The organism is Nocardia sp. NPDC041819, assembly GCF_055590505.1.
Genome location: NZ_JBVJAP010000021.1, coordinates 32,113 through 57,116, shown reverse-complemented (window position 1 = coordinate 57,116; position 25,004 = coordinate 32,113). Strand labels below are relative to the sequence as shown.

Here is a 25,004-nt window from a genome sequence, read left to right as displayed (position 1 = left end):
CGTTTCAGCCGAGCGGGTTGGCGCCGGGCTCCGCGCCCGACATGTCGGTGATCTGGCTCCATTGCGCCGCGACCTCATCGATGCTCGGCGGGGCGGCGAAGACAGCGCCCTTGCTCTGGAATTGCTGCACCCGGTACACCCGGCCGCCGCCCGCGACGACGACCGTTGCGGTGTCCGCGCATTCATCGCTCATCAGGTACCCGACAACTCCGGCCACATGGGCGGGCGGCAACTTGTCGAGCAGCTCCTTGGGCGCGATGTCCTCGGTCATTCGGGTCGCGGCCAGCGGTGCGATGGCATTGGCGAGGATGTTGTTGCGGGCGCCCTCGATGGCGAGGGTGTTGATCAGGCCGACCAGGCCGAGTTTCGCGGCACCGTAATTGGCCTGGCCGAAGTTGCCGAACAGGCCGCTGGTGGAGGCGGCGACGACGATGCGGCCGTGGTTCTGCTCGCGGAAATACGGCCAGGCGGCGCGGGTGACGTAGTAGCCGCCCCACAGGTGCACCTTCTGCACGGATTCCCAATTGTCGGCGGTCATCTTCGCGAACGAGCCGTCGCGCAGGATGCCCGCGTTGTGGATGACGCCGTGCACGGTGCCGAAGTTGTCGACGGCGGTCTTGATCAGATTGGCCGCGCCTTCCTCGGTGCCGATGTTGTCGTAGTTGGCGACCGCCGTGCCGCCGGCGTCGCGGATTTCCTGGACTACGGCGTCGGCCATCGAGGTGCCGGCGCCGGAGCCGTCTCGCGCGCCGCCGAGGTCGTTCACCACGACCTGGGCGCCCTCTTCGGCCAGCAGCAGCGCGTATTCGCGGCCGAGTCCGCCACCGGCTCCGGTGACGACGATGGCACGATCGGTTACTCCGGGCATTTATTCTGTCTCCCTCGACTTTTCACGGCAGTAGTTCAGTAGGACGCCGGCAGCTTCAAGCTGGTCTGCGCGACGAAATTGAGGACCATCTCCCGACTCACCGGTGCCGTCTTCAGCAGCCGTGCGGAGAACCAGAGCTCGGCCAGGCCGTACTCGAGCGAAAGACCGTTGCCGCCGTGGGTCTGAATGGCCTGGTCCAAGGCCTTCAGCGAGGCGTCGGCAGCGGCGAATTTGGCGATATTGGCGGCCTCGGCGGCGGGCCGACCGGCGTCGAACAGCTCCGCCGCCCGATACGCCGCCAAGCGAGCGAGTTCGACCGCGATGTGCGCCTCGGCGAGCGGGTGGGAAATGCCTTGGTGCGCGCCGATCGGCACCGACCAGACTTTGCGGTTCTGGGCGTAGGACACAGCCTTGGAGACCGCGTAACGGCCGATGCCGGTGCTGATGCCCGACGCGAGGATGCGCTCCGGATTCAGCCCGGCGAACACCTGCCGCAGACCGTTGCCCGCCTCTCCGATCAACGCCTCTGGACCGACGCGGACATCATCGAGGAACACGGTGAATTGATGGTCGGGCGAGACCACCGCGGTCGGCAGCGGTTGCAGCGTCAGCCCGGGGGCGTCGGTGGGCACGACGAACATCGACAGCGGCGATCGCGAGGCGCCGACGAACTCCGGGTCCCGGGTGATCAGCAGGACCGCTTCGCATTCGTCGATGGCCGAGATGAAGTACTTGCCGCCGGAGATCACCCAGCCTCCGCCGTCGCGGCGCGCGGTGGTGCTCACGTTGTGGCTGTTGGAACCGGCGTCGGGTTCGGTCAGCCCGAAGGCCATCTTTCGGGTGCCGTCGGCGAGGCCGGGCAGCCATTCCGACTTCATCGCCGCCGAGCCGTGTGCGGCGAGTATCGAACCGCAGATCGCGGGCGAGACGACCGCGAGCAACAAGGGGAACCCCTGCGCGGCGAGCTCTTCGATGACAATGAGCATTTCTGACAGGCCCGCGCCGCCGCCGCCGTACTCCTCGGGCAGGTGCACACCGAGCAAGCCCGCCTGACCGAGGTCACGCCAGAGTTCGTCGACCTTGGCTCCCGACCGAGAGCGTTCCAGGAAGTACTCCTGACCGTATTTGGCGGTCAGCTTGGCAACGCTTTCGCGCAGCAGTGCGTGCTCGTCGGTATCAGTGATATAGGCAGACAACGGTTGTCTCACTTTCCGGTGAAGGTCGGCTGCCGTTTGGCGAGGAAACTGTCGATGGCGCCGGTCGCATCGGCCGTGTGGGCGATGCGGCGCAGGGCCGCCGTTTCCTCCGACAGCGCGTGGTCGAGGGTCGTGGTCCAGGAGCTGTGCAGCAGGCGGCGCATCTCCGCGTAGCCTCGAGTCGCACCGGCGGCGAGCCTGCGAACTGTCGCCTCCGCGGCGGCCTCGAGTCGATCGGCAGGGACCACACGGTTGATCAGGCCCCACTCCGCGGCGGTGTCGGCATCGATGACCCGGTCTTCGAACAGCATCTCGCTCGCACGCCGAATTCCGACGAATTTCGGCAGATACCAGGTGTTTCCGGAATCCGCGGTGATGCCGATGCGGCCGAAACCGGTCGCGAACTTGGTCCCATCTGCGGCGATCGTGATGTCGGCGGGATACAAGAAGCCCAGCGCGCCTCCCGCGCATGCTCCGTGTACGGCCGTGACGATCGGCACGCCCACCCGGGCCAGCAACCGGATGGCTTCGTGCATGAGCAGCGCCATCCGGGTAAGGGTGTCCGGAAGGTCGGCCGCTCCGTCGGAGAACGCACCGATATCACCGCCGACGCTGAATACCGGACCGTTTCCCGTGATCAACACCGCCCGCAGCCCATCATCGTTGGCGATCCGTGTCGCCACTTCGAGCAGCGCCTCCCCCATCGTCTTGTCGAGGGCATTGCGCGCTTCGGGCCGATCCAGCTTGACGTAGGCGACATCATCGACGACCTCGTACGAAATCAACGCCGCACCTCCTTTTCGAATTTAATGTAAATTAGTAAATGGCTTCAGGTCAAGCCACGACTCCTGGCGGACAGACGGTATCGCCGCTTCCGGGTACCGCTTCAGCCGAGCTCGGAACCCACCACGGCGACGAACGAGACGCATGCGCCCGGGCGACCGCCGAGATTGTGCGTGACAGCCATCCGCGGATTCGCCAGCTGACGTTCACCGGCCTCCCCACGGAACTGCAGCCAGCACTCGTAGAGCATGCGCAGGCCGCTGGCGCCGACGGGATGACCGAACGATTTCAGGCCACCATCGGGGTTTACGGGAAGCCGACCATCCAGGTCGAAATCGCCTGCGACACTGTCCTTCCATGCCTGCCCGCGGTCGGCGAAGCCGAGGTCTTCCATGAGGACGAGCTCGGTCGGGGTGAAGCAGTCGTGGACCTCGGCGAAGGAGATCTCGGCACGAGGGTCGACGATTCCGGCCTGGGCATAGGCATCCTTGGCGCTCGACACCACCTCGGGAAACGTCGTGAAGTCGTAGTCCGAGTCGACGGCTCCCCGGCCGGGTCCGGCGGTGAGCGACAGCCCCTTCACATACAGCGGCGTATCGGTGTAGTTCAGGGCGTCCTCGGCGCGGACGATCACCGCACAGGCCGCGCCGTCGGACACCCCGGAGCAGTCGAAGATACCCAAGCGCCCCGCGACAAGCGGGGCATCCGTGATCTTTTCCTTAGCGACCTCGGATCGGAACTGCGCCTTCGGGTTCAGTGCACCGTTGTGGTGATTCTTCCAGGCGACGTGAGTCATGGCGTCACGCATGAGAGCGGGATCCACACCGTACTTGGCGCAGTAGGCGGGGTCCAGCAGCGAGAAGGCGGCCGGCGCGGTCACGGCCAGCTCCGAGGCCGTGCCATCGCTGGGCGGGTCGCCGCGGAGCAGGCCCGAGAAGCCCGAGTCCTTCAGTTTCTCGACTCCGATGGCCACGACGCGGTCGTAGGCACCCGAAGCGACGGCGTAGCAGGCGTTGCGAAAGGCTTCCGATCCGCTGGCGCAATAATTCTCGACGCGAGTGACCGGTGTGTGTTGCAGGCCGAGCGGCTTGCTGACGGTCAGCCCACTCTGCCCGGTGCCGAGCGTGCCGAGCCAGTAGGCGTCGATGTCGCCGCGGTCGAGTCGTGGGTTGTCGTCGAAGCAGTCGGCCATGGCCTCGACCAACAGGTCGTCGGCGGAGCTTTCCCAGCGCTCGCCGAACCGAGTGCAACCCATGGCGACGATGGCGACCTTGTCACGAATTCCATTGCTGCTCATTGCAGTTGCGCCTTCCAGAAGTAGTTGTGCACGCCTGCGGCACTGTGCAGGCGACGGAAGGTAGTGCGTACTCGGGATCCCACTGCCAGCTGGTCAGCGGCCCCATCGGCTACCTCGAGGGTGTAGCGTCCGCCACCGTCGAAGTCGATGACCGCCTCCACCACGGGCGGGGCCGGTGAGTAGGCGAGCCGGTCGACGGTAAACGTGGTGACCGTCCCCTCGCGATGGGCCATCGACACATCGATCATGGCGTCGATCGCGCCGCAACGCTTACAGATTCGAGCCGGTGGCAGATGCATGAGCGCGCAGGAGCCGCAGGTACTGCCGGTGAACGCGAACTTCCACCGGGTGGCTCGGGCCGACGGCGGGGCGGCCACACGGTCCGGCTCCGGTCGGCGCGGCGGTTCGCGGTCCAGAAGGCCACGCCAGTTCAGGTAGGTCGCGTAAGGCACAGGGGCACCACGCTCGAGTTGTGCTGCGACCGCAACCGGCTGTCGTGCAAGCGATATACGCTCTGTGACCCGGAGCACGAGGGCATCGCAGCCATCGGCAGCCGAGATCACCAGCACCGTCTCGCCCGGTTCCGCCTCGTCCAGGACAGCAGCCAAAGCAAGCCCGACGTCGGCGGTGCCTGCGTGGCCGATGGGTGAGTTCCGGGTGGTCAGCTTCCCTGCCACCGCTTTCACGGCACGTTTGGCGAGTGTGAGATTGGGTGAGACCACTACGACGTGATCCGCATCGGCGAGCCCTGCCCCGGTCAGAGCCATGGCGGCCGCGCGACGGACCAGCGGCATGTACTGCTCGATACCGAAACGTTCCTCCCATTGCACTCCAGTAGCCGAGAAGGGATCGCGCCACCGGTCCAGGAATTCGGCGGTCAGTGAGGATCTGGCGATGATCTGCGCGATCGGGTCGGCACCGAACAGGAATGCCGCGGCAGCGTCTCCCCCGCTGCGCTCGTCAGCTGAGCCGGGACGGCCGATACGCAGGTCCGCCAGCACCGCTAGACCACCGGCGTTCGCGCCCGCGAGCAGCGCCGCGATGCCGCTGCGTGCGGAACCGGCCAGGTCGGCAGCGAAGACTTCGGGAGATAGACCGAGCGCCGCGTGGACCGCTGTCACGTTCGCCTTGTCGGCGTAGGCCGGGGTGGTGGTTGCGAAGTACAGGCCGGCGGGTTCAGCGCCCGGGACGAGCGCGGCCGCGGCAGCCGCGACACCCATCGTGGTGCTGTCCTCGTCGAAGGCGGCGGCGACACGAACACCTCTGCCCGCCCTCATGTTCAGGGTTGCGCCGATATCGGCGAGCGAGACCCGGTGTGCGGGCACATAGGTGCCGTACGAGGTGATTCCATAGTTCGTCATCAGGGTGCCTCGAAAAGTGCCGCCATGCCCTGGCCGCCGCCGACGCACATCGATTCCAGGGCGTACCGTCCACCGCGTCTGCGGAGCTCGTGCAGCATGGTGGTGAGAATGCGAACACCAGTGGCGCCGATCGGGTGACCGAGGGAGATGCCGGAGCCGTTGACATTGAGCCGGTCGTGGTCGTCGAATCCCCAGCCCTTCAGCACCGCGAGCACCTGGACCGCGAAGGCTTCGTTGAGCTCGACGAGATCGACGTCGTCGAAGCTGTGTCCAGTGCGATGGAAGAGTTTCTCGACGGCGGGCACCGGGCCGATGCCCATCTCGGCGGGTTCGCAGCCCGCGGCCGCCCAGCCGACGAGAAATCCGAGAGGTTCGAGCCCGAGCTCGTCGAGCTTGTCCTCGGCGACGACGAGGCACGCCGCCGCGGCATCGTTCTGCTGGCTCGAATTCCCCGCGGTCACGGTGCCGTCGCGCATGATGGCACGCAGCCGCCCGAGCGATTCCGGTGTCGAGTCGGCGCGAATGCCCTCGTCGCGGCCGAACTCGATCGGGTCGCCTTTACGCTGGGGCACCGCGACGGGCACCACCTCGGCGTCGAATTTGCCGGAATCCCGAGCGGCAGCGGCCTTTCGGTGACTACTGGCAGCGAATTCGTCAGCTGCCTCACGGGTGATCGAATACCGCTGCGCGAGATTCTCGGCGGTCTCGATCATGCCGCTGATCCGTCCGAACCGCTCCACCGGCTGGGAACGTTCCCGGCCACGGTCGAGACGGTCATAGAAAGCGACATTGCCGGAACGCGAACCCCACCGCATGTCCTGGGTGTAGTACTCGATATTGCTCATGCTTTCGACACCGCCCGCCAGCACCACGTCGGCCGCTCCGGTTTGCACCATCATGGCGGCGGTGACGACGGCTTGCAGCCCACCACCACAGCGTCGGTCGGTTTGGAAGCCCGGCAGCTCGATCGGTAGACCGGCCGCGAGCGCGGCCCAGCGGCCGATACAGGGTGCTTCGGAATTGGTGTAGGACTGCGCGAACGAGACGTCGTCGATGCGTGCCGGATCGATGCCGGCGCGGTCGACGACCGCTCTGATGATGTGGGCGGCCAGTTCCTCGGCGGGGACGGGCCGCAGTGTGCCGCCGAAGGTTCCGACGGGTGTGCGCAGCGGGCTGACGATAGCCGCTCTCTTCATGATTCCACCTCAATGCTGACTTCTACTGTGCCGCCCCGCTTCGAGAACACAACGGCATCGGCCGGAGTCACCACCGACTCGCCACGACGCGCAGGGCGTCGCGATGGTCGGGGTGCGCGATGGCGAGCATTCGCTCGCGCCGCTCGGACAGCGGCAGTCCGCGTAGGTCGGCGACGCCGAATTCGGTGACCACGATGCCCGCGTCGCTGCGTGCGATGCTCACCGGTCCGGACAGGCGATCCACGATGCGACTGTGCGAGCCCGCTGTGGCGGGCAGCGCGATGATCGGCACTCCGCCGTCCGACCGGGCCGCTGCCCGCAGGAATTCTCCACCTCCGCCGACCGCACCGACATACCGGCCGCCGGCCACTTCGGCGTTGACCTGCCCGGTCAGGTCGACTTCGATGGCCGAGTTGATGGCGACGAATCGATGTTGCGCGGCAAGGCGTTCGGGATCGTGAGTGTAGGCGATCGGCCGCAGCGACACCGCGGGGTTGTGGTGCGCGTGGTCGAACAACCGTCGCGTGCCGATGAGTACCGCGGCGACGGATACGCCGTGATCGGTCGTCTTGCGGGAATTGGTCACCACACCCCTGTCGACGAGCTCGACCGCGGCGTCGGTGAAGATGCCGGAATGGATGCCGAGGTCGTTGCGCTCACCGAGCGCGCCGAGTACGGCTTCCGGCACCGAGCCGATCCCGAATTGCAGCGTGGCGCCGTCGGGTACGAGTCCGGCGACATGTGCACCGATGGACGTCATCGCCGGTGACGGCGCGGCGACGGGGCTGTCGATCACCGGGCGCGAGGTTTGGATCGCGATATCGATGTCGTCCCCGGTCAGGTAACGATCGCCCGACGTGGCGGGCGCACGGTCGTTCACCTCGGCGATCACGATCCGCGCGTTGTCGATGGCGGCGCTGAGGTAGTCGTCGGCCAGACCCAGGCTGTAGCGCCCTTGTGCGTTCGGCGGTGCGCACTGGACCAGCACCACATCGGCGCGCGAGACGAACTCCGGCAGCGTCGAGTAGTGGCCGGGATAGATTTCCAGCGCACCGGCGGCGGCGAGCGCGCGGTTGCTGCCCGTACCGCAGTAGCTGATGAACCGAATATGGTCGGCATGTTCTGTCTTCACCGTGTCGGCCGCCGGAATGCCGAGGAAGCAGGTGATGCCTCCGAGATCCGCGCGCTGCGCGAGCAGCTGCTCGGTGAGCGTGACCGGTTCCGCACAGGACTGCCCCCAGACGACGAAGTCGCCTGGTTCGATCAGCGCACGGAAATCGACGCTCGGCGCGGTCACCGCACCGGACGGCATCACGTTCGGCATATCAGTCCTCACGCCACCGATCGGCGGACGGGTCGAGCAGACGCTCCATGTACCCCTCTGCCAGCCAGACGATCGTCTCCAGTTCGAGGGCGTCCAGGTAGCGAACGCGGCCGGTCTTCAAGTCCTCGAGCCGCAGCCTGGGTCCGTTCGCCGTCTCGTCGACGCCGACGCGCACCTGTGCGAATTCACTATGAATCACGCCGAATTCGCGGCCGCGACTATCGTTCCCGTTGTTCGTCCCTGGAATACCCATCTCATCAATCCTCAGATCAGGAAACCCATACTCGGGATCGCTTCCGCACTGTTGACGAGCACTACGGTCTTCCGGACCAACTTCAGCTCGCCACCCGCTCGCCGCAGCACATAGGTGTAGCGGCCCGCCCACGTGTGAATTCCGCGCGGCTTCGACTCGTAGAGCACGAAATTCGCGCCCGCCGTCACCTCGTCACCCTCGACTCCGAGCAGTTCGACGTTCGAAACAGTGCGGCGCAGATTCGACGGCGGTGACTGCGCGTACCGCTTGCCGGTGCGCAGCTGCTGCAACCGGGTGGAGATACGACGACGGTTGTCGTACATCACCGATACATGCCGTTCGGGGTCGTAGTCGCCGCCGTCGACGGGCACCCAGTACAGGGCGTCGTCGGTCCACAGCGCCTCCCACGCGTCGTAGTCGTGTTCGTCCGCCAGGCGGGCCTCGCGGTAGATGAACTGTTCGATCTCACGCAGATCGATATCGGTCGATGCGGTCATCGCTTCTCCATCAAGGTCTTGTAGTGCTGCCAGAACGCCCGCATGGCGGTCTCGTCGGTCGCGCCGCCAATTTGGAAGCCGTTCTCGTCGACCGATTCCCGGATCACGCCGCGGCGGATGTCGAGCCATTCGGGCAGCAGCTGTGCAACGCCGACCTGGTTGCGCTCGTACATCTCGGTGTCGTCGGCCAGCAGCATGCCGGCGGGACCGACCGAGCCGATGGACTGCGACAGCATCCGCTTGTTGAGCTCGTCCGCGCCGTCGAGCTGAACCGAGGTGGCGAACTGGATGCACTCGTTCGCCGACAGCGGCTGGATGTTGAACACCTGAATCTCGGCGATGAACAGGTTGGGGAAGATCATGACGTGCGGAGCGCCCTCGATCATGATCTCCTCGGCCGCCTCGCCGTGGACCTCCCGCATCGTGGCCGCGTACTCCGGCACCCGATCGGCGGTGGTGCCGAACCAGCGCATGGGCTCGGCGAACTTCCGGAATTCCGGGCGCAAGTCGTTCTCGCTGTGCCCATTGCCCAGCGCGCGGGTGACGGCGGTGGAGGCGTCGCTGTAGAGCGGGCCGATGGTGGAGCCGGTCACCGAGAAGATGGAGCCGTGGACGAACTGCGGATGGTAGCCGTCGGTTTCGTTCTCGGCGAGAAGTTTCCAGTTGGCGTGGGTGCGGTGCCTGAGCCACCCGTTGTCCAGCCGGATCTTGCCGGTAGGCGAGAGTCGTGCGAGCCGGTCGATCTCCCCGGCCGCCGCGCCGAGGTGCTCGAGCAGCGGAGGCACGTCGGCGTTGAAGCTACCGAAGACGAACCCGTGGTAGCTCTCGACCCGTGGCACCACGCCGAGGCCGAGGTCCAGCTTGCCCTTGCCACCGTATCCCTTGTTGTACGGGTAGCCGAGCATGTCACCGGTGTTGCTGTAGGTCCAGCCGTGATAAGGGCAACGGAAGGAACTCGAGTTGCCGCGAGGCTCGTCGCACACGAGATTGCCGCGGTGCGCGCAGCGGTTGGTGACCAGGTGGACCGCACCGGCGCGGTCTCGGGTCATGATGATGTCCTGCGGACCGATGTTCTTGCGCACGTAGTCGTTCGGCTGCGGCACCTCGGACTCGTGGCCGACGAACACCCAGCCGCCGTACCAGATGCGTTCCAGTTCGTCGGCGAAGACGGCCGGATCGGTGTAGAGCGAGCCGTGGACGCGTTCGGGGTGAATGAGCCGCGAATAGTCGACGCGTGGAGCGTGTTCGGCGACCGGACTTTTCCCACACGACGAGTCCGCCTCGCACAGCGAGTTGTGGTCCGGCTCGCGCACAGCGTCCGGCGGTGTCGTAACCGTCATTTCTGTTGCTCCAATCGTGCTTTCGCGTAACTCACGAGACGGAACTTCTGCACCTTCCCGGTCGGGGTGGTGGGAAGCTCCTCTGCGGTGAGAAATAGGACGTATTTGGGGACTTTGAACCGGGCCAGGTTCGCCTTGCAGATCTCGATCACCTGCTCGGCGGATATCTCGGTTCCGGGCGCACGTACGATGCACGCACAACCCGCATCGCCCCACCGCTCGTCCGGAACGCCGATCGAATATGCCTGGCTGATCTCCGGCCGAGCGGTGAGCAGTTCCTCGATCTCCTTGGGCATGACCAGTTCTCCGCCGCTCTTGTAGAGCTCCTTGCTGCGGCCGGTGATTTCCAGATAGCCGTCCGGACGCACCCTGCCCAGGTCGCCGGAGAACACCCAGCCGTCGCGAAGCCCCTTGGCGGTCTCCTCCGGCTTGCCCCAGAACCCGAGCATGCTCGTCGGGCCGCGGGACACCAATTCGCCTTTTTCGCCTTCGGGCAGCAGCCTTCCGGTTTCCGGGTCGGCAGTGCGATAGACCACCAGCGCGCCGCTATCGATTCCCGCCACACCAGCGGCTTTCGGCCGACCGGCAGTCGTGGCGGTCAGCTCCAGCGGATCCTCGGGCCGAGTCAAGGTCATCGCGCCGCCGCATTCGGTCATGCCGTAGCCGGTGACGATCTCGGTGGCGCCGAGTTCGTCACGGACCCGCTCCCACAGCCACACCGGTGCGGGCGCCGCGCCGGACAGCACCGCCGACAGCGAGGACAGGTCGTATTGATGCCGATCCGGATGCTCCAACAGCGCGACAGTCATGGTCGGAACACAAAGGATGTCGTCGGCGCGGTGCCGCTCGATTCCGTCGAGATACTTCGCCGGGTCGAACGACGGCAACATGATCACCGCGCCGCCGACCATCATGGCCGCGATCAAGCCCTCGACGTAGCCGAACATGTGATAACAGGGCAGCGAAAAGAGAATGCGGCGCCCGTCGCCGAACGCGCGGGTGAGCGCCGAGGCGTAGCCGGTCCGCAGCACCGCGTCATGGGTGATGAGCACGCCCTTGGGTGATCCGGTGGTCCCGGACGTGTAGAGGATGTCACCCACGCCGGCAGGATCCACGGGGACCGCGGAAGTATGGCCAGGGTGCAGATCGCCGACCATGGCGAGGTCGTCGACGGTGGCAACACCGGCGCGCTCGCGTCCGTCGGTCGGCAATTGGATGACCGTGTTCAGCTTGGGAAGCCTGGAGAAGTCGCGTTCCTTCGATTCCCACCCCGGCGCGATCTCATCGAGCATGCGCAGGTAGTCGAGTCCCGCGAAACCGGTCATGGTGATGAGAACCCGGCATTCGGACTGCTCGAGCACATAGGCCAGTTCCTCGGTGCGGTACAGGAAGTTCAATGGCACCGAGACGGCGCCCGCCAAGGCAATGGCGAATTTCATCGGCACGAACTCCGGGTAGTTCGCCATCAGCAGCCCGACGTGATCCCCGGGCCGGACACCGAGCGAAGCCAGCCCGTTGGCGAGCCGGGTCGCCAGTTCCGCAGTCTCGCGATAGGTGAGCGTGCGCTCGTCGGTCAGGACCAGTGGACGGTCGCCGAATTCGCCTGCGCAATGCAGCAGCCAGTCTCCCAGAGACCGCGGTTGCCAGCTCGGGAACCGCTCCGCGAGCCGCTTCCGTCGGACGTCTAAATCACTCTGAATCATAACTCTTCACCCGATCTCGTCGACAGCGCCGTCGAGGATCGCCGCACGGAGTAGAAATTTCTGAACCTTGCCCGACGGTGTGACGGGCAGGCTGTCGGCGACGAACCAGCGGCGCGGTGTCTTGAACGGCGCGAGCGTCGTGCTGAGCCGCTCTTTGACCGAGTGCACCAGATCGTCCGGCTGCTCACCACGCACTACGAGGACGGCAGCCACGGCCTCACCCCATTTCGGGTCCGGGAGGCCGACAACGGCTGCCTGCTGGACCGAGTCATGTTCGACCAAGCGAGATTCCACTTCCGCAGGAGCGATGTTCTCACCGCCGCTGATGATCATGTCCTTCAGCCGTCCGGTCACGGTGATGAAGCCACGCTCATCCATCGCCCCGAGATCTCCGGTGTGCAGCCAGCCCTCGGCGTCCACCGCAGCCGTCGTGGCCGCCTGGTCGCGGTAGTACGCGATCATCTGCTGGTAGCCGCGGGCGCAGATCTCACCGGTGACACCCAGCGGAGCCACCCCGGCGCCGCCCGTGCCCGCGATCTTCACCTCGACCTGTGGAATCGGACGTCCCACCGTGCCCAGTTGGTCGGCGAGCGAGTCGTTCCGGCGAGTCAAGGTGATGACCGGGGCGAGTTCGGTCTGGCCGAACAGGTTGTGCACCGCGGCGCCGAAAACCCTCGCCGCACCCTCGATCATCACCTGCGGCACATTGGCCGCACCGCCTACGATGCTTGTGAAATTCGGCGCGGCGCTATCGCTTTCTCGGCTGGTCTCCAGCAAGGCTCCGAGGATCGTGGGTACGAAGAACAGCACGTCCGCGTTCTCTTCGACGGCCCATGCGAGTACCTTTTCGGGCACGAAAGTTTCCACCAGCAGTACCGTGCCCGCCATCCAGACCGGCCCGAGGGCACCGATCACGCATGCGGCGGTGTGGAACATGGGCAGCGGATTCACGAAGACCGATCCCTCGGCGATCTCGGCGGCCGCCATGGTCATCTTCGCGACATTGACGAGTGAGCGGTGCCGGAGCAGAACGCCTTTCGGATTGCCGGTCGTACCCGAGGTGTACTGCAACATCACCGGGTCGTCGGGATCGATCTCGGGCGGGTCGTAGTCCAACGAGCTCGCTTGCCAGCGCGCGGTGTCGGACAGGCTGATCCGCTGGCGGACGCCACGGACACGGTCGACCGCCGCGACGGCGACTGCCGCCATGTCATAGCCCCGGTACTCATCGGCGTGGATGAGCACCGCCGCCCCCGAATGTTCGAGCGCGAAGGCCAGTTCGCCCTCGCGGAAGGCGGGGTTGAGCGCGACCAGCACGCGCCCGGCCAACGCGGCGCCGAATTCGATGATGGGCCACTCGACGACATTCGGCGCCCACAGGGCTACGAATTCGCCGGGTTGGCTGAGCTCGGTCATTGCGGCCGCCACTCGCAGCGCCGCCTGGTGGAGCTCACCGTAGGTGAGGCGGACTGGCTCGGTACCGCGATGCGGTGTGCCGACCAATGCCGGCGTGATGGGATGCCTCCGGGCTCGGTCGGCCAGGAGCGAACCAACGGTGTGGTCCGAGAGCGGCACGCTGTCGTCTGCCGCCCAATAGGACTCACCGAGCGTGCGTTCTGCCATGGCTGTCATAGACATGCGCTTCCGCTAGTTCCCGCGAAACACGGGAGTTCTCTTCTCATGGAACGCCGCGACACCCTCGGCGAAATCTTCGGAGTCGAACAGCTTCACCTGGTTGTCGACTTCGGTGTCCAGTACTGTCATCGGATCGCGCGGCCACCGCACGAACATGTCCTTCAGCGCAGCGATCGCGAGCGGAGGGGCAAGAGCCATGCGCTCGGCGTCGGCAAGTGCCGTCTCCAGGGCGGTGCCCGTAGCCACGACGGCGTCGGCGAGGCCGATCTCGGCTGCTTCGGCACCGGTAAGACGCGTGGGCAGCAGCATGAGTTCGCGGGCCTTGGCCATGCCGACGCGCGCGGGAAGCGAGGCGAAAATGCCCATGTCTCCGGCCAAGCCGACGCCGGTGAACGCGGTGCTGAATACCGCGTCTGTCGCGGCGACGACCCGATCGCAGGCCAGTGCCAGGGACACACCAGCACCGAAGGCCGCGCCCTCCACCGCCGCGATGACCGGTTTGCTGCTTTGCCAGATCGCGCGCACCACCCGCTGCGCCGCCTCGGCGCGCGGCCGAGCCTCTGCCGCGTCCATGCGCCGCATGGTGGAAATATCACCGCCTGCGCAGAAGCCCGCGCCCGCACCAGTCAGCACGATCACCCGCACACTCGAAGCGGCCATGGCCTCCTCGAGCCGCTCGGCCAGTGCATAACGCAGCGGCAGATCGATGGCATTTCGCCGCTGCGGGCGGTTCAGCGTGATGATTCGAATCGGCCCGCGGTCCTCGATGAGCACGGGAGATTCATCGCTGGACATGGCTATTCACCTCGAAACTTCGGTTCGCGTCGTTCGATGACGGCCGCCAGGCCCTCGCGGGAGTCCGCGGTGCCGGACAGGTCGGATACGGTCCGGGCCTCCTCGGGCAGCCGGTCCGCGAGCGTCGCACCCAGCCCGCCCCACAGCAGGCGTTTGGTGGCGCCGATCGCTTTCGGTGCCGTCATAGTGAACTGGCGGGCGTAGGCAAGAGATTCGTCTTCCAAATCCGCGGCGGGCACGACTTTGGTCAGGAGCCCGATCTCGAGCGCTTCGACGGCGTCGAGGATCGGGTTGGTCAGCAGGATGTGCATGGCTCTGCGCAGGCCGACCAACTGGGTCAGAGTCACCGATACGCCAGCGTCAGGGGCCATGCCCACACGTACGGCGCCGGACATGAACTTCGCCGTATCGGCGGCGATCACGAAGTCCGCGGCACACACCAGACCGAAGCCGCCACCACCAGCCGCGAATCCGTGCACCGACGCGACAACGGGGACGTTCAATTGCGTCAGCGCGGCGACGGCGATCTGCAACCAGGCCGTCGCCTCGCGCAGATAGTCCGGGAGCTGTTCGCCCTTGGACGCGAATACCTTTACATTGCCGCCGGCACAGAAGTTCTTGCCAGCGCCGGACAGCAGCACCACTCGCACCCGCGGATCACCATGCACTCGCAGAATGGCGGAATGTAGCGCCTGAAGGAACGGCACGTCCATACCATTCGAGGTGTCCGGGCTGTTCAACAGCACACGGGCGATACCTTCGTCGTCGACGACGACGCTGACCAGGTCGTTCATCGGTTGCTCCCAGTAGTGAACGAGCCGATTCCGTCTCCTGCGGAACGACTGGTGAGGTGGTCGAGGACCGTCTCGAACTCGAGGCTCAGCCCTTCCGCGAGCGACATGCCCAGCCCTTGGTGGACGAGTCGCTTGCTCCTGGCCAGCGCGGCGGGATTCTTCGTTGCCAGCCGTTCGGCGAAAGCGCTTACCCCGGAGTCGAATTCGGCTGCGGAGTACTTCCGGTACGCCAGCCCCCAGAGCACTGCGTCGTCTGCTGTGAGACGGTCTCCGGTGAGGATGTGCGCCAGTGCGCGCTGCCGCCCGACCAAGCGCGGGAGGCGCTGTGTGCTACCGCCGCCCGGGATCTGCCCATACCTGGAGTGGATGTCCGCGAGCACTGCGTTCTCGTGGACGAGCACGATATCGGCGGCCTGAGCGAGTTCGAACCCGCCAGCCGTCGCGTAGCCTTCGACCGCGCAGATCACAGGCACCGGCAGCTCGGAGATCGCATCGCAGGCGGCCCGGAAGTTGGCGAACAAGGGCGCCATGGCGCCGCGGCCTGATTCCCGAAGTCGTTCCAGCTCATGAAAATCACCCCCAGCGCAAAAGTTTCCACCCCTGCCACGGATGACGATCACGTTCGCCCGCGTGGCCGTCTCGATGAGCGCGACGTGCAACCGCGCACCCAATTCGACGGTGATGGCGTTCATCTGTTGCGGCCGATTCAGGGTGATAATTCCGACACCGTCGATCACCTCGGTCAGCACCACGTCCTGCGACGTCATCTCACGGCCGCCTCGTGCACCCGATTCACTCACATCAACCGACCTCCGCCGACCTCGAGCACCGCCCCGGTCATGTAGCTGGACAGGTCAGATGCCAAGAACAGTGCGGCACCGGCCACTTCCCCGGCCTCACCGGCGCGGTTCATCGGGATGGCGGCCTCACGCTCGGCGAACACCTCCGGCGGCATGGCCTCGGTCATGGCCGTGCGAATGAGCCCGGGTTGGATGGCATTGACACGCACGTTCTTGTGCGCCAACTCCTTCGCCCCCGCCTTGGTCATACCGACTATGCCCGCCTTGGCGGCGCTGTAATTGGTCTGCCCGGGATTGCCGGACTTGCCCGACAGCGAGGACATATTGATGATCGACCCGCCGCCGGCATCACGCATGACCGCCGACGCAGTCCGCAGTCCGAGCCACGTACCGCGCAGATGCACCGCCATTACGATGTCGAAGTCGGCGACGGTCATCTTGCGCAACGACGCGTCCCGGGTGACTCCGGCGTTGTTGACGAAAACATCCAAGCCGCCCGTCCAGCGCATCGTCTCGTCCACCAGGCCCTGCACCGAATCCTCGTCGGTCACGTCGCAACCGATGCCGATCGCGCGGCCGCCGATCGATTCCGCCGCCGCCTGAACGCCCTTTTCGTTCAGATCGGCGAGCACGATTGCGGCGCCGTGTTCGTGAAAGAGCTGCGCGATGGCCAGCCCGATACCGCCCGCCGCGCCGGTGACGACTGCGGTCCTCCCACTGAGCAGCGCGCCGGTCATGCGATAAACCGTGCGATCGACTCTGCGACGCAGGCCGGCTTGGCCGAGCCCTCCACCTCGATCGTGGTGGTCATCTTCGCCTGGAGACCCCCGGGGACCTGGTCGACGGAATCGATGGTGGTCGTCGCCCGCACTCGCGAGTTCACCGGTACCGGCGAGATGAAACGCACTTTGTCGAAGCCGTAATTCACCGCCATGGAGAGCGTTTCGATGGTGTAGAGCTGATGGTTCAGCACCGGCAACAGCGAAAGGGTCAACAGCCCGTGCGCGATGGTGCCCCCGAACGGCCCGTCGGCGGCCCGCTCCGGATCCACGTGAATCCACTGGTGATCACCAGTCGCGTCCGCGAAGCTGTCGATCCGCTTCTGGTCCACCTCGAGCCACTCGGTGGTCCCCAGGGACGTCCCCGCAGCGGCGGCGAACTCCTCGATGGTGGCGAAAACTCGCACGTCAACTCTCCTCACTCGGCTTTGAATTTAATATAGATTCGAATGTACGATGGGTCAAGCCTGCGGCACATCCGGCCCACTCCAGGATCCGACCACGGTTTGGCGACACCTCAAGGGGGCGGACCTGTCAACCCGTGACGCGGACGACCAAACGGCGTTCGATGTGCATTCGACGGCGAGAGCCAAGCTGGTTGTTTAATCGAAGATAAATTATGCTCGTATCCGGTCATCGACGAAGGAGTTAGACCGCATGGATCTGCAGCTGCGTAATGCCCGCGTTCTCGTCACCGGCGGTGGCTCCAACATCGGCCGCGGCATCGTGCATGGCTTCGCCCGCGAGGGTGCGCGCATCGTCATCAGCGATATCGACGCCGAGCAAGCGGAGAAGGTGCGCGCCGAGGCCCTCGCGCTCGGTGCCGCAGCGGTCGAGGTCGCGGCCGGAGATCTCACCGTCGACGGCGTCGCAAGGGGGGCAGTGGATCGGGCGCTTCGAAGCTGGGACGGCCTCGACGTGCTGGTCAACAACGCGGGCTGGAGCGTCCCCGGGTTCATCGCGGAGGACACCGACCGGGCCAAATGGCAGCGCACCGTGGAGGTCAATCTCTATACCGCGATCGCGTCCACCCAGGCCGCCATCCCCGTGATGCGGGAGGCCGGCCAGGGCTCGATCGTGTTCATCTCCAGCGATGCCGCGTTCGGGCAGATCCGACAGGGCGTGTATGGAGCCACGAAAGCAGCGTTGATCGCACTGGCTCGCACCACCGCGCGCGAGCACGGCCGTCACGGTATCCGCTCGAACGTGGTCTGCCCGGGGTTGGTCATCCCCGAGGGCCCCGACGCCGTCGGAAAGGACAGCCTGTGGGCCGCCGGCGAGGACGCGGTGTTCAACGAGAAGCAGATCGAGTTCCTGCGCAAAGACATTCCGTTGCGGCGCCTCACCCAGGCCGAGGACATCTCCAACGCCGTCCTGTGGGTCTCCTCCGAGACTGCGGCCCGCCAGGTCACGGGTCAGGTGTTCTCGGTCAGCGGCGGCTACACCATGCCGTAAACCATCCGGCTGCGGCCCGCTAGGTCGCAGTTCGATCCTATTCCATCAGTATCCGGAGGACTTCATGCCAGAGGCATACATCATCGATGCGGTGCGCACACCCGTCGGACGCCGCAAGGGTGGCTTCACCGATGCGCATCCCGCCGATATGGCCGCCCACGTCATCCGCGCGCTCGTCGATGGCGGGGACTTCGATCCCGCCGCCATCGACGACGTCGTGCTCGGCTGTATCGACCAGATCGGTTCACAGGCGGGCGACATCGCGCGCACCGCCGCCCTCGCCGCCGGCCTGCCCGAAACCGTGCCCGGTGTCACCATCGACCGCCAGTGCGGATCATCCCAGCAGGCGGTGCACTTCGCCGCCATGGGCGTGATGAGCGGAGCGCAGGACTTGGTGATCGCTGGTGGGGTGCAGAAGATGACCCAGTACCCGATCCTGTCGGCGTTCGCCGCCGGCGAGCAGGCGTGCGGCGGTCCTGGCGATCCGTGGACCGGCTCCAAAGGCTGGGAAGCGCGGTACACCACCGAGATCTCGCAGTTCAAATCCGCCGAGATGATCGCCGAGAAGTGGGGCATCTCCCGAGAGGAGATGGAGGTCTTCGCGCTCGAAAGCCACGCTCGGGCCATCACGGCGCGCGCCGAGGGCCGATTCGACCGGGAAATCCTGGCGTTTGAAGACGTCACCCAGGACGAGGGTCCGCGCGACACCAGCCTGGAGAAGATGGCGGCGCTCGACACGTTGGTGCCGGGTGGTCGTCTCACCGCCGCGGTGTCCAGTCAGGTCTCCGATGGCGCGTCGGCCATGCTCATTGCCTCCCGGGCTGCGGTGAAAGCCCACGGGCTGACTCCGCGGGCTCGCATCCACCACATCTCGGTGCGCGGCGCGGACCCGGTGATGATGTTGCACGCACCCATTCCCGCCACCCAGTACGCACTGGAGAAGGCCCGCATGAGCCTCGACGACATCGACCTCATCGAGATCAACGAGGCCTTCGCCTCCGTCGTCATCGCTTGGGAACGGGATCTGAAGGCCGATCACGCCAAAGTCAACGTCAACGGCGGCGCCATCGCACTCGGTCACCCCATCGGGGCAACCGGCACGCGCCTCATGACCACCCTGCTGCACGAACTCGAGCGCACCGGCGGCCGGTACGGCCTGCAGACGATGTGCGAAGGCGGCGGACAGGCCAACGTCACCATCATCGAACGGATCTGACATGGACACAACAGCATTCGACCTCTCCCCCGCCCAAGCCGACATCCAAGCGCGAGCACGGGCCTTCGGGGAGAAGTGGGCGCCCCTGGCGACCCAGATAGACCGCGAGGACGCCGCGCCGATCGCCGACATGGTGCGCGACACCGTCGACATGGGTCTGGCCGGGATCACCATCCCCGTCGAGTACGGCGGCAAAGGACTGAGCGCTATCGAATTCGCCTTGGCCATCGAGGCGGCGTGCCGCGCCATGAAGTCTTGGATGGCCGGCGACATCCTGTTCGCGACAACCTGCACCGGCCCCTCGGTAATCATGATGTCGGACAACACAACGGCACACGCGAAATACCTGCCCAGGATATCGGCGGGCGAACTCACCGCCTCGATCGCTCTGTCCGAGCCCAAGTACGGCTCAGCGGTTACCGACATCGAGACGACTGCGATCGTCGACGGCGACGAGATAGTGCTCAACGGCAGCAAGCGCTTCATCACCGGTGCACCCGATTACGACCTCTACATCACCTTCGTGCGGTTGAACGGGACACCCGGCATGAAAGGTATCGGCGCGGTCGTCGTCGAAAAGGGCACGCCCGGCTTCACTCTGGGCGACGGTCCGGAGTACATGGGCTCGCGCGGTTCCAAGCACGGTGACTTGACGTTCACCGACTGCCGCATTTCCAAAGAAAACCTTCTGATGGGTGAGGGCTCCTTTCCGACCCTCATGCAGGCATTCAACATGGAACGTCTCTACATCGCCTCCCTGTGCCTCGGCCTCGCCGAGGGCGCCCTGGACGAGGCGATCACCTACTCCAACGAACGAACGCAGTTCGGCCGCCCGGTCAACGAGTTCCAGGCGATCTACCATCTGATCGCCGAGATGTGGACCCAAATCGAATCGGTCCGCTACCTCACCTACAAGGCGGCGATGACCGCCGAAAAAGGGAAATTCCCCCAGCCCTTGGACGTCTCCGTTGCCAAACTGCATGCCGCTGACATGGGACGCGACGTGTGCTGGAAGGCCATGCAGATCCTCGGCGGCAACGGCCTGGTGACCGGATTCCCACCAGAGCGGTGCTTCCGCGACGTCATCGTCTCGTCCATCGCAGGCGGCACGATGCAGGTGCTGAAGAACACCATCGCAGGCCAAGTCCTCGAAAAGAAACTCGACCAACGGCGTTAGCCACACCCAGAACAGTGAGCGGCCCTCCTGCCGAGTCGATCTGGATCGACAACCGCCACGAGCGGCGCAACTTCGGCTGCCCGGCGTAACTGCGAACATGAAGTGCCACTGTGTTTTTCGGAGTGGCACTTCATACTGTTGCCGCACTGACCCCACTCGGCAAATCACCAGGACCGGACCAGTAGCAGGCTCGATCGCGTGCCGCTCCGGTCTGGAGAAACGCACAGTCGGGCGGCCGTCATGCACTGGAACCCAATCGCGCGAACAGCGCCTGTCGCCAGGTGCCGAGATGGCCGGCCAGGTCGTACCGCTGTGCATCGATCACCCACCGGTAGGCAATGCCGACCCCTGTGTCGACGATGCAGGCTGCCTCGAAGTCGGGATCTGTCCCCGAAACGACGGATCCGTCCTCGACTCCCGCCCGCAGCGCGTCCGCTATCGTGCGGTCGAGCGCGGCCAGCAGTCCGGAGACGCGATCTTTCGGTATCGAAGAGGGCCCTGTCGCTTCGAAACTCACCAGAAGGAACGCCCGTAAGCGTGCGGGTTGCTCGACGGCGAATACTCGCAGTCGATCAATCACCCCGAGCGCACCGTGCAGTCCGTCGGACGCGTCGGACACGTCGAACAGCAATCGGGAAACCCATTCGTCCTGCAGCATCGCCACCAGCAAGCCCTCTTTGCCCCCGTAGCGAGTGTTGACCATCGAGCGCACGTAACCGGCCCTGTCGGCGATGGCGCCGGTCGAAGTCGCTTCGTATCCCCGTTCGGCGAACAAGGAAATGGCGGCCTCCATCAGCCGTTCCCGTGATTCTGCGACACGGTCGGCCTGTCGCCGCCGTGCACGGCGAATCTCCTTGGCGTGCTCGGTGGATGCCACCCACCGAGTGTGCCATGACCGCGCACGGCCGCAGCCCGACAGTGCTGCACCGACGGCGGCCACTACGTCGATATTGACTGCGCAACTTATCGACACTACTGTCATTAAGTGAGTGCTTCCGGTCACACACCGCTGGCTTGTGTGACCGGACGCCCCAGTCCCGGCGCCGCTTAGCGCCGTTCTTCGATGCAAGGAACACACATGAGTGATGTGCTGCAACCACCCCTGCCCACCGTGGTCGAGTTGTCTGATCTGACCACCGAGGCGGTGACGGCGATCCTGCGGCGCACGTGGGATACGCCTGCCGAGGTAAGCGAAGTACGAGCGGAACGGTTCGGGCTGGGTCAGACGGCCGACAGCTACCGGTTGCATCTGTCGTTCGACGGTGACCGGGGCGCGGCGCCGGCCACAGTGGTGGCGAAGTTCGCGTCCGAGGATCCCGCGAGCAGGCAGATCGGGCGAATGGCCGGTCTGTACGAGCGTGAAGCGAAGTTCTACCGGGATCTGTCGCATACGGTCGCGGTGCGCACACCGCAGCTTGTTCATGCCGAGGCGGCCGACGACGGGCGATTCGCGCTCCTCATAGAAGATGTCGCGCCTGCGCAGATGGTCGATCAGATCGACGGTTGCTCAGCAGAACGCGCAGCGGTGGCGATGCAGCAGGCTGCGGCACTACACGGCTCGTCCTGGCGTCGACCCGACCTGGCCGCTCGGCCGTGGCTGCGGAGTTTCATCCCGGTGTTGCAAGCGACCGTGAACAACCTGCCCGACCACCACGCGCAGTTTGCGGCCACTTACGCGGGCCTGGTGGACCGGTCGATCCTGGATATCACCGCAGCGGTCGTGGCGGCGGCGCCGACGTGGTTCCAATCGAAGGTGCACGGATACAGCTTGTGGCACCACGATTTCCGGCCCGACAACATGCTGTTCGATGCGCATAACGGCAGAGACCCTCTGGTGCTGGTGGATTGGCAAACTGTGTCATACGGTCCAGGGATCGCCGACGTGGCCTACTTCCTCGGCTGTGGTCTGACGATCGAGGATCGGCGCGCTCACGAACGTGAGCTGATCGGGATATATCACGACGGGCTCGTCGCCGCAGGGGTCGATGACCTCACCCGCGACGAATGCTGGGCCAGCTACCTCGACCACGCGCTGGCTGGGCTGTTCATGGCGATTCACGCGTCGGTGCGGGTGGTGCGGACCGAACGCGGAGATCAGATGTGGAAGTCCTGGCTCGAACGCGGCGCGACCCTGTTGACGGACCACGACGCGCTCGCACGGTACTGAACGGGGATCCGACCATGCTCATTCCCTTCGACGACTACCCCATCCACCAGACGCCACTACCGCTCGGACAACCCGGCTATGGCAACCCTCATCACTATGACCGCTTCTGGTTCAACGGATTCCGTGACGATCTCATCTTCGGGGTGGCGTTCTGCTCCTACCCCAACCGCCAGATCATGGACGGCGCATTCTCGGTCGTGCACGGTGGCGTGCAGCGCTCGGTGTTCGCCAGCGGACGCATCAACCGCGACCCCGTCGACACCCACATGGGGCCCATCCGAATCGAGATCGTCGAACCGATGCGAGTCAATCGAGTGATTGTCGACGCCCCGGATCACGGCTTGATCGCAGATCTCACCTATACCGCTCACACGGCCGTCGTCGAGGAAAGCCGCCAGATCTGTTACGACGGAGCGCGTCTGTTCATGGACACCACCCGGGCGACCCAATGGGGTACGTGGACCGGCAGCCTCGAAGTCGACGGCTACTCCGTCGACCTCGGCGCGGGCGTGCACGCGACCAAAGATCGATCGTGGGGAGCGCGCACCATTCACAGTTCGACCGGCGGCGCCACGCAGGACCCGCCCGAGGTGCTCTTCTTGTGGTCACCCATTCATTTCGACGACGAGTGCCTTCATTTCCTCGTCTTCGAGAACCCCGACGGGTCCCGTTGGGCACAGGACGGTTTCGTCGTCCCGAAGACCGGGCCGGACGCCCCGGTCTTCGGCCCCGGAACCGAACCAACACAGTTCGCACAGATCGACCACCACATCGATTGGATCCCCGGTCAACGCCGTGCCCGCGCTGCCCGCCTGACCGTCCGCACCCTCGACGGTCAGACCGAGGACATCCGCCTCGAACCGTTGATGACATTCCAGATGAAAGGAATCGGCTACGGGCACCCCGTCTGGGGCCACGGCAACTGGCACGGTGAACATGCCGTCGGCGGCGAGTCCTACCCCGAAGGCACCACCGATCCGATGCGGCCGGAGAACATTCACATCCAGCAGGTCGTTCGAGCATCCTGGCGCGGCAAGCAGGGCCTCGGCGTCCTCGAACAAGTCTTGCTCGGACCTCACTATCGTTACGGCTTCGCCGACTACCTCGACGGCGCCCCGCCAGGGATCCGACCTCACTGACCACTCGAACGATCGGGAGCCGGTCACGGACCGGTCCCGACCACCTCATCCCCGAGCGTGCTCAACGCTGTCGCCGCGAGACTGTCACATGAAGGGTCGTCCGCGCCCTCCCGGATCGGCGGCACACTGCCCGCCCACCTCACCGCTGTCGGCAAGTCCATGCTCCGGCCAGCACGCCTCCGCAGGGTGCACAGGAATCCGCCGGGCCGGAGCGCATCGAGTTCACCCAAGGTCAGCGCAGGCTGAGCCGAGTCCGGTTCCTCGATGATTCGCCTCGTCCACGCTGTAGGACATGGAGCGCATACTTCTGCATGAGACGGTCGACCTAGGACGCCACGGCGTAACATCACCCAGCGAAAACGGGACCTGCGCCCACCGATTTACACCGGACTCCGGGCTCTGTCCCATATTCGGTGGCGACGCCGCCGTGACGGCACAATGTCGCGGCGTGTGAGTTGAATGTGCCTGCCGCCGTGGCATTTTCGTGGTTATCGCCGCTGACCGGAGCACCCGAGCCCACCGGCTACTGGCTACTGGCTTTCGACCCTCCCCGCCACGATCCCGCTACGGAACCTGGTGTGGCTGGCGAAATTCCGCTGGCGCATGGAACACGACTACCGCGAACTCAAAGACGGCCTCGGGTTGGACCACTAAAGGACGGTCCTGGCTGGGCTGGCACCGCCACGTCACCCTCGCCTCCATCGCCCAAGCCATCTGCACCCAGCTGCGCCTCACCCCAAAAGGCCCTGCGCAGGCCTGACCCTCTACGCCGTCCTGCGCCGGCTCCAACACCTCCTCGCCACCTGGACCGGACACTGCCCCACCTGCCACCAACCCCTACCCACCCGAACACAACCACCCCACACCTAACAAAGCACTAATCATGAAACTCTGCGGTTGTGGATCAAGAAGGCCCTCGACTGTTGACTCCTCGTTGAACTCCGACAAGTATCGATGAAGTTTAACAAAAATTAAAAACTATGAAGGACGGATGTATGACGGGACGTCCGCCGCGCAGATCGGTTCTCTGCGTGCCCCGGCGGCGACGAACGTAAGGTCGTCAAGGCGATGACGGCAGGAGCCGACCAGGTGGTCATCGACCCCGAGGAGGCGGTGGCGCCCGCGGACAGGGCCCGAGCCCGCCCGCTGCTGGATACGGTCGCCTGGGGCGAATTCGACTGCCTCCCGGCCATTGCCGTGCGGGTAAACGCGCCCCGCAACGGTGGTGC

General features: G+C 65.5%; 23 protein-coding genes and 1 pseudogene. 6 read left to right on the top strand and 18 right to left on the bottom strand.

Annotation, left to right across the window (positions count from 1 at the left end; genetic code table 11):
- Positions 1-4: 4 nt before the first annotated feature.
- The 17 genes from ACZ6DL_RS34490 to ACZ6DL_RS34410 all read right to left on the bottom strand — a co-directional run bounded on the left by ACZ6DL_RS34490 (position 5) and on the right by ACZ6DL_RS34410 (position 17,028).
- On the bottom strand, positions 5-868 hold the full coding sequence (locus ACZ6DL_RS34490; protein WP_466057509.1) for an SDR family oxidoreductase: 864 nt from the start codon (positions 866-868) through the stop codon (positions 5-7).
- A gap of 35 nt (positions 869-903) precedes the next feature.
- Positions 904-2,064 (bottom strand): acyl-CoA dehydrogenase family protein, encoded by a 1,161-nt coding sequence (locus ACZ6DL_RS34485; RefSeq protein WP_466057507.1) that lies wholly within the window; start codon positions 2,062-2,064, stop codon positions 904-906.
- An 8-nt stretch (positions 2,065-2,072) separates the two neighbouring features.
- Positions 2,073-2,849: an enoyl-CoA hydratase/isomerase family protein gene (locus ACZ6DL_RS34480; RefSeq protein WP_466057506.1), complete on the bottom strand. Its 777-nt coding sequence runs from the start codon at positions 2,847-2,849 to the stop codon at positions 2,073-2,075.
- Between the two features lie 101 nt (positions 2,850-2,950).
- Positions 2,951-4,144, bottom strand: a complete 1,194-nt coding sequence (locus tag ACZ6DL_RS34475) for an acetyl-CoA acetyltransferase (RefSeq protein ID WP_466057504.1) — start codon at positions 4,142-4,144, stop codon at positions 2,951-2,953.
- Positions 4,141-5,505, bottom strand: coding sequence for an OB-fold domain-containing protein (locus ACZ6DL_RS34470; protein WP_466057502.1), 1,365 nt, complete (start codon positions 5,503-5,505; stop codon positions 4,141-4,143). Before ACZ6DL_RS34470 ends, ACZ6DL_RS34475 begins: the two co-directional genes overlap by 4 nt.
- Positions 5,505-6,701 (bottom strand): acetyl-CoA C-acetyltransferase, encoded by a 1,197-nt coding sequence (locus ACZ6DL_RS34465; protein WP_466057500.1) that lies wholly within the window; start codon positions 6,699-6,701, stop codon positions 5,505-5,507. Before ACZ6DL_RS34465 ends, ACZ6DL_RS34470 begins: the two co-directional genes overlap by 1 nt.
- Before the next feature lie 67 nt (positions 6,702-6,768).
- The gene (locus ACZ6DL_RS34460) at positions 6,769-8,025 is read right to left on the bottom strand and encodes an acetyl-CoA hydrolase/transferase family protein (protein ID WP_466057498.1); all 1,257 of its coding nucleotides are present in this window, start codon (positions 8,023-8,025) and stop codon (positions 6,769-6,771) included.
- 1 nt (position 8,026) lies between these two features.
- Entirely contained in the window at positions 8,027-8,278 is a 252-nt protein-coding gene (locus ACZ6DL_RS34455) for a hypothetical protein (RefSeq protein ID WP_466057496.1), read from the bottom strand.
- Between the two features lie 11 nt (positions 8,279-8,289).
- On the bottom strand, positions 8,290-8,775 hold the full coding sequence (locus tag ACZ6DL_RS34450) for an aromatic-ring-hydroxylating dioxygenase subunit beta (RefSeq protein WP_466057494.1): 486 nt from the start codon (positions 8,773-8,775) through the stop codon (positions 8,290-8,292).
- Positions 8,772-10,115: an aromatic ring-hydroxylating oxygenase subunit alpha gene (locus ACZ6DL_RS34445; RefSeq protein ID WP_466057492.1), complete on the bottom strand. Its 1,344-nt coding sequence runs from the start codon at positions 10,113-10,115 to the stop codon at positions 8,772-8,774. Before ACZ6DL_RS34445 ends, ACZ6DL_RS34450 begins: the two co-directional genes overlap by 4 nt.
- Positions 10,112-11,818, bottom strand: coding sequence for a class I adenylate-forming enzyme family protein (locus ACZ6DL_RS34440; protein WP_466057490.1), 1,707 nt, complete (start codon positions 11,816-11,818; stop codon positions 10,112-10,114). The genes ACZ6DL_RS34445 and ACZ6DL_RS34440 overlap by 4 nt, the downstream gene beginning before the upstream one ends.
- A gap of 6 nt (positions 11,819-11,824) precedes the next feature.
- Positions 11,825-13,450: a class I adenylate-forming enzyme family protein gene (locus tag ACZ6DL_RS34435; RefSeq protein ID WP_466057562.1), complete on the bottom strand. Its 1,626-nt coding sequence runs from the start codon at positions 13,448-13,450 to the stop codon at positions 11,825-11,827.
- Between the two features lie 15 nt (positions 13,451-13,465).
- On the bottom strand, positions 13,466-14,248 hold the full coding sequence (locus ACZ6DL_RS34430) for an enoyl-CoA hydratase/isomerase family protein (RefSeq protein WP_466057488.1): 783 nt from the start codon (positions 14,246-14,248) through the stop codon (positions 13,466-13,468).
- 2 nt (positions 14,249-14,250) lie between these two features.
- Positions 14,251-15,042: an enoyl-CoA hydratase/isomerase family protein gene (locus ACZ6DL_RS34425; protein WP_466057486.1), complete on the bottom strand. Its 792-nt coding sequence runs from the start codon at positions 15,040-15,042 to the stop codon at positions 14,251-14,253.
- Positions 15,039-15,809: an enoyl-CoA hydratase/isomerase family protein gene (locus tag ACZ6DL_RS34420; protein WP_466057484.1), complete on the bottom strand. Its 771-nt coding sequence runs from the start codon at positions 15,807-15,809 to the stop codon at positions 15,039-15,041. Before ACZ6DL_RS34420 ends, ACZ6DL_RS34425 begins: the two co-directional genes overlap by 4 nt.
- Positions 15,810-15,838: 29 nt before the next feature.
- Complete coding sequence (fabG, locus tag ACZ6DL_RS34415) at positions 15,839-16,579, bottom strand: 3-oxoacyl-ACP reductase FabG (protein ID WP_466057482.1); 741 nt, start codon at positions 16,577-16,579, stop codon at positions 15,839-15,841.
- Positions 16,576-17,028, bottom strand: a complete 453-nt coding sequence (locus ACZ6DL_RS34410) for a MaoC family dehydratase (RefSeq protein WP_466057480.1) — start codon at positions 17,026-17,028, stop codon at positions 16,576-16,578. Before ACZ6DL_RS34410 ends, fabG begins: the two co-directional genes overlap by 4 nt.
- 250 nt (positions 17,029-17,278) lie before the next feature.
- On the opposite strand from ACZ6DL_RS34410, the gene ACZ6DL_RS34405 reads away from it, so the two are divergent.
- The 3 genes from ACZ6DL_RS34405 to ACZ6DL_RS34395 all read left to right on the top strand — a co-directional run bounded on the left by ACZ6DL_RS34405 (position 17,279) and on the right by ACZ6DL_RS34395 (position 20,469).
- Positions 17,279-18,076 (top strand): SDR family NAD(P)-dependent oxidoreductase, encoded by a 798-nt coding sequence (locus tag ACZ6DL_RS34405; RefSeq protein ID WP_466057478.1) that lies wholly within the window; start codon positions 17,279-17,281, stop codon positions 18,074-18,076.
- A gap of 64 nt (positions 18,077-18,140) precedes the next feature.
- A complete protein-coding gene (locus ACZ6DL_RS34400) occupies positions 18,141-19,292 on the top strand; it encodes an acetyl-CoA C-acetyltransferase (RefSeq protein ID WP_466057476.1) in 1,152 nt (383 codons plus the stop codon).
- A gap of 1 nt (position 19,293) precedes the next feature.
- Positions 19,294-20,469 (top strand): acyl-CoA dehydrogenase family protein, encoded by a 1,176-nt coding sequence (locus tag ACZ6DL_RS34395; protein WP_466057474.1) that lies wholly within the window; start codon positions 19,294-19,296, stop codon positions 20,467-20,469.
- Positions 20,470-20,707: 238 nt separating this feature from the next.
- Here ACZ6DL_RS34395 and ACZ6DL_RS34390 read toward each other — a convergent pair whose 3' ends face one another.
- On the bottom strand, positions 20,708-21,346 hold the full coding sequence (locus tag ACZ6DL_RS34390) for a TetR/AcrR family transcriptional regulator (protein WP_466057472.1): 639 nt from the start codon (positions 21,344-21,346) through the stop codon (positions 20,708-20,710).
- Positions 21,347-21,547: 201 nt separating this feature from the next.
- On the opposite strand from ACZ6DL_RS34390, the gene ACZ6DL_RS34385 reads away from it, so the two are divergent.
- From ACZ6DL_RS34385 to ACZ6DL_RS34375, 3 genes and pseudogenes are all read left to right on the top strand, one after another.
- Positions 21,548-22,636: a phosphotransferase family protein gene (locus tag ACZ6DL_RS34385; RefSeq protein WP_466057470.1), complete on the top strand. Its 1,089-nt coding sequence runs from the start codon at positions 21,548-21,550 to the stop codon at positions 22,634-22,636.
- Between the two features lie 14 nt (positions 22,637-22,650).
- A complete protein-coding gene (locus ACZ6DL_RS34380) occupies positions 22,651-23,775 on the top strand; it encodes an Rv3169 family protein (protein ID WP_466057468.1) in 1,125 nt (374 codons plus the stop codon).
- Between the two features lie 525 nt (positions 23,776-24,300).
- Positions 24,301-24,535 (top strand): annotated as a pseudogene (locus tag ACZ6DL_RS34375) (IS701 family transposase); the annotation flags it as partial.
- Between the last annotated feature and the right edge of the window lie 469 nt (positions 24,536-25,004).

What these genes read in the sequence shown, in the direction of transcription:
- ACZ6DL_RS34385 (WP_466057470.1), top strand. Translation starts at nt 21,548, where the DNA reads ATGAGTGATGTGCTGCAACCACCCCTGCCCACCGTGGTCGAGTTGTCT.
- ACZ6DL_RS34445 (WP_466057492.1), bottom strand. Translation starts at nt 10,115, where the DNA reads ATGACGGTTACGACACCGCCGGACGCTGTGCGCGAGCCGGACCACAAC.
- ACZ6DL_RS34490 (WP_466057509.1), bottom strand. Translation starts at nt 868, where the DNA reads ATGCCCGGAGTAACCGATCGTGCCATCGTCGTCACCGGAGCCGGTGGC.
- fabG (WP_466057482.1), bottom strand. Translation starts at nt 16,579, where the DNA reads ATGACCGGCGCGCTGCTCAGTGGGAGGACCGCAGTCGTCACCGGCGCG.
- ACZ6DL_RS34400 (WP_466057476.1), top strand. Translation starts at nt 18,141, where the DNA reads ATGCCAGAGGCATACATCATCGATGCGGTGCGCACACCCGTCGGACGC.
- ACZ6DL_RS34395 (WP_466057474.1), top strand. Translation starts at nt 19,294, where the DNA reads ATGGACACAACAGCATTCGACCTCTCCCCCGCCCAAGCCGACATCCAA.
- ACZ6DL_RS34460 (WP_466057498.1), bottom strand. Translation starts at nt 8,025, where the DNA reads ATGCCGAACGTGATGCCGTCCGGTGCGGTGACCGCGCCGAGCGTCGAT.
- ACZ6DL_RS34430 (WP_466057488.1), bottom strand. Translation starts at nt 14,248, where the DNA reads ATGTCCAGCGATGAATCTCCCGTGCTCATCGAGGACCGCGGGCCGATT.
- ACZ6DL_RS34455 (WP_466057496.1), bottom strand. Translation starts at nt 8,278, where the DNA reads ATGGGTATTCCAGGGACGAACAACGGGAACGATAGTCGCGGCCGCGAA.
- ACZ6DL_RS34425 (WP_466057486.1), bottom strand. Translation starts at nt 15,042, where the DNA reads ATGAACGACCTGGTCAGCGTCGTCGTCGACGACGAAGGTATCGCCCGT.
- ACZ6DL_RS34380 (WP_466057468.1), top strand. Translation starts at nt 22,651, where the DNA reads ATGCTCATTCCCTTCGACGACTACCCCATCCACCAGACGCCACTACCG.
- ACZ6DL_RS34435 (WP_466057562.1), bottom strand. Translation starts at nt 13,450, where the DNA reads ATGACAGCCATGGCAGAACGCACGCTCGGTGAGTCCTATTGGGCGGCA.
- ACZ6DL_RS34465 (WP_466057500.1), bottom strand. Translation starts at nt 6,701, where the DNA reads ATGAAGAGAGCGGCTATCGTCAGCCCGCTGCGCACACCCGTCGGAACC.
- ACZ6DL_RS34405 (WP_466057478.1), top strand. Translation starts at nt 17,279, where the DNA reads ATGGATCTGCAGCTGCGTAATGCCCGCGTTCTCGTCACCGGCGGTGGC.
- ACZ6DL_RS34450 (WP_466057494.1), bottom strand. Translation starts at nt 8,775, where the DNA reads ATGACCGCATCGACCGATATCGATCTGCGTGAGATCGAACAGTTCATC.
- ACZ6DL_RS34420 (WP_466057484.1), bottom strand. Translation starts at nt 15,809, where the DNA reads ATGACGTCGCAGGACGTGGTGCTGACCGAGGTGATCGACGGTGTCGGA.
- ACZ6DL_RS34470 (WP_466057502.1), bottom strand. Translation starts at nt 5,505, where the DNA reads ATGACGAACTATGGAATCACCTCGTACGGCACCTATGTGCCCGCACAC.
- ACZ6DL_RS34475 (WP_466057504.1), bottom strand. Translation starts at nt 4,144, where the DNA reads ATGAGCAGCAATGGAATTCGTGACAAGGTCGCCATCGTCGCCATGGGT.
- ACZ6DL_RS34440 (WP_466057490.1), bottom strand. Translation starts at nt 11,818, where the DNA reads ATGATTCAGAGTGATTTAGACGTCCGACGGAAGCGGCTCGCGGAGCGG.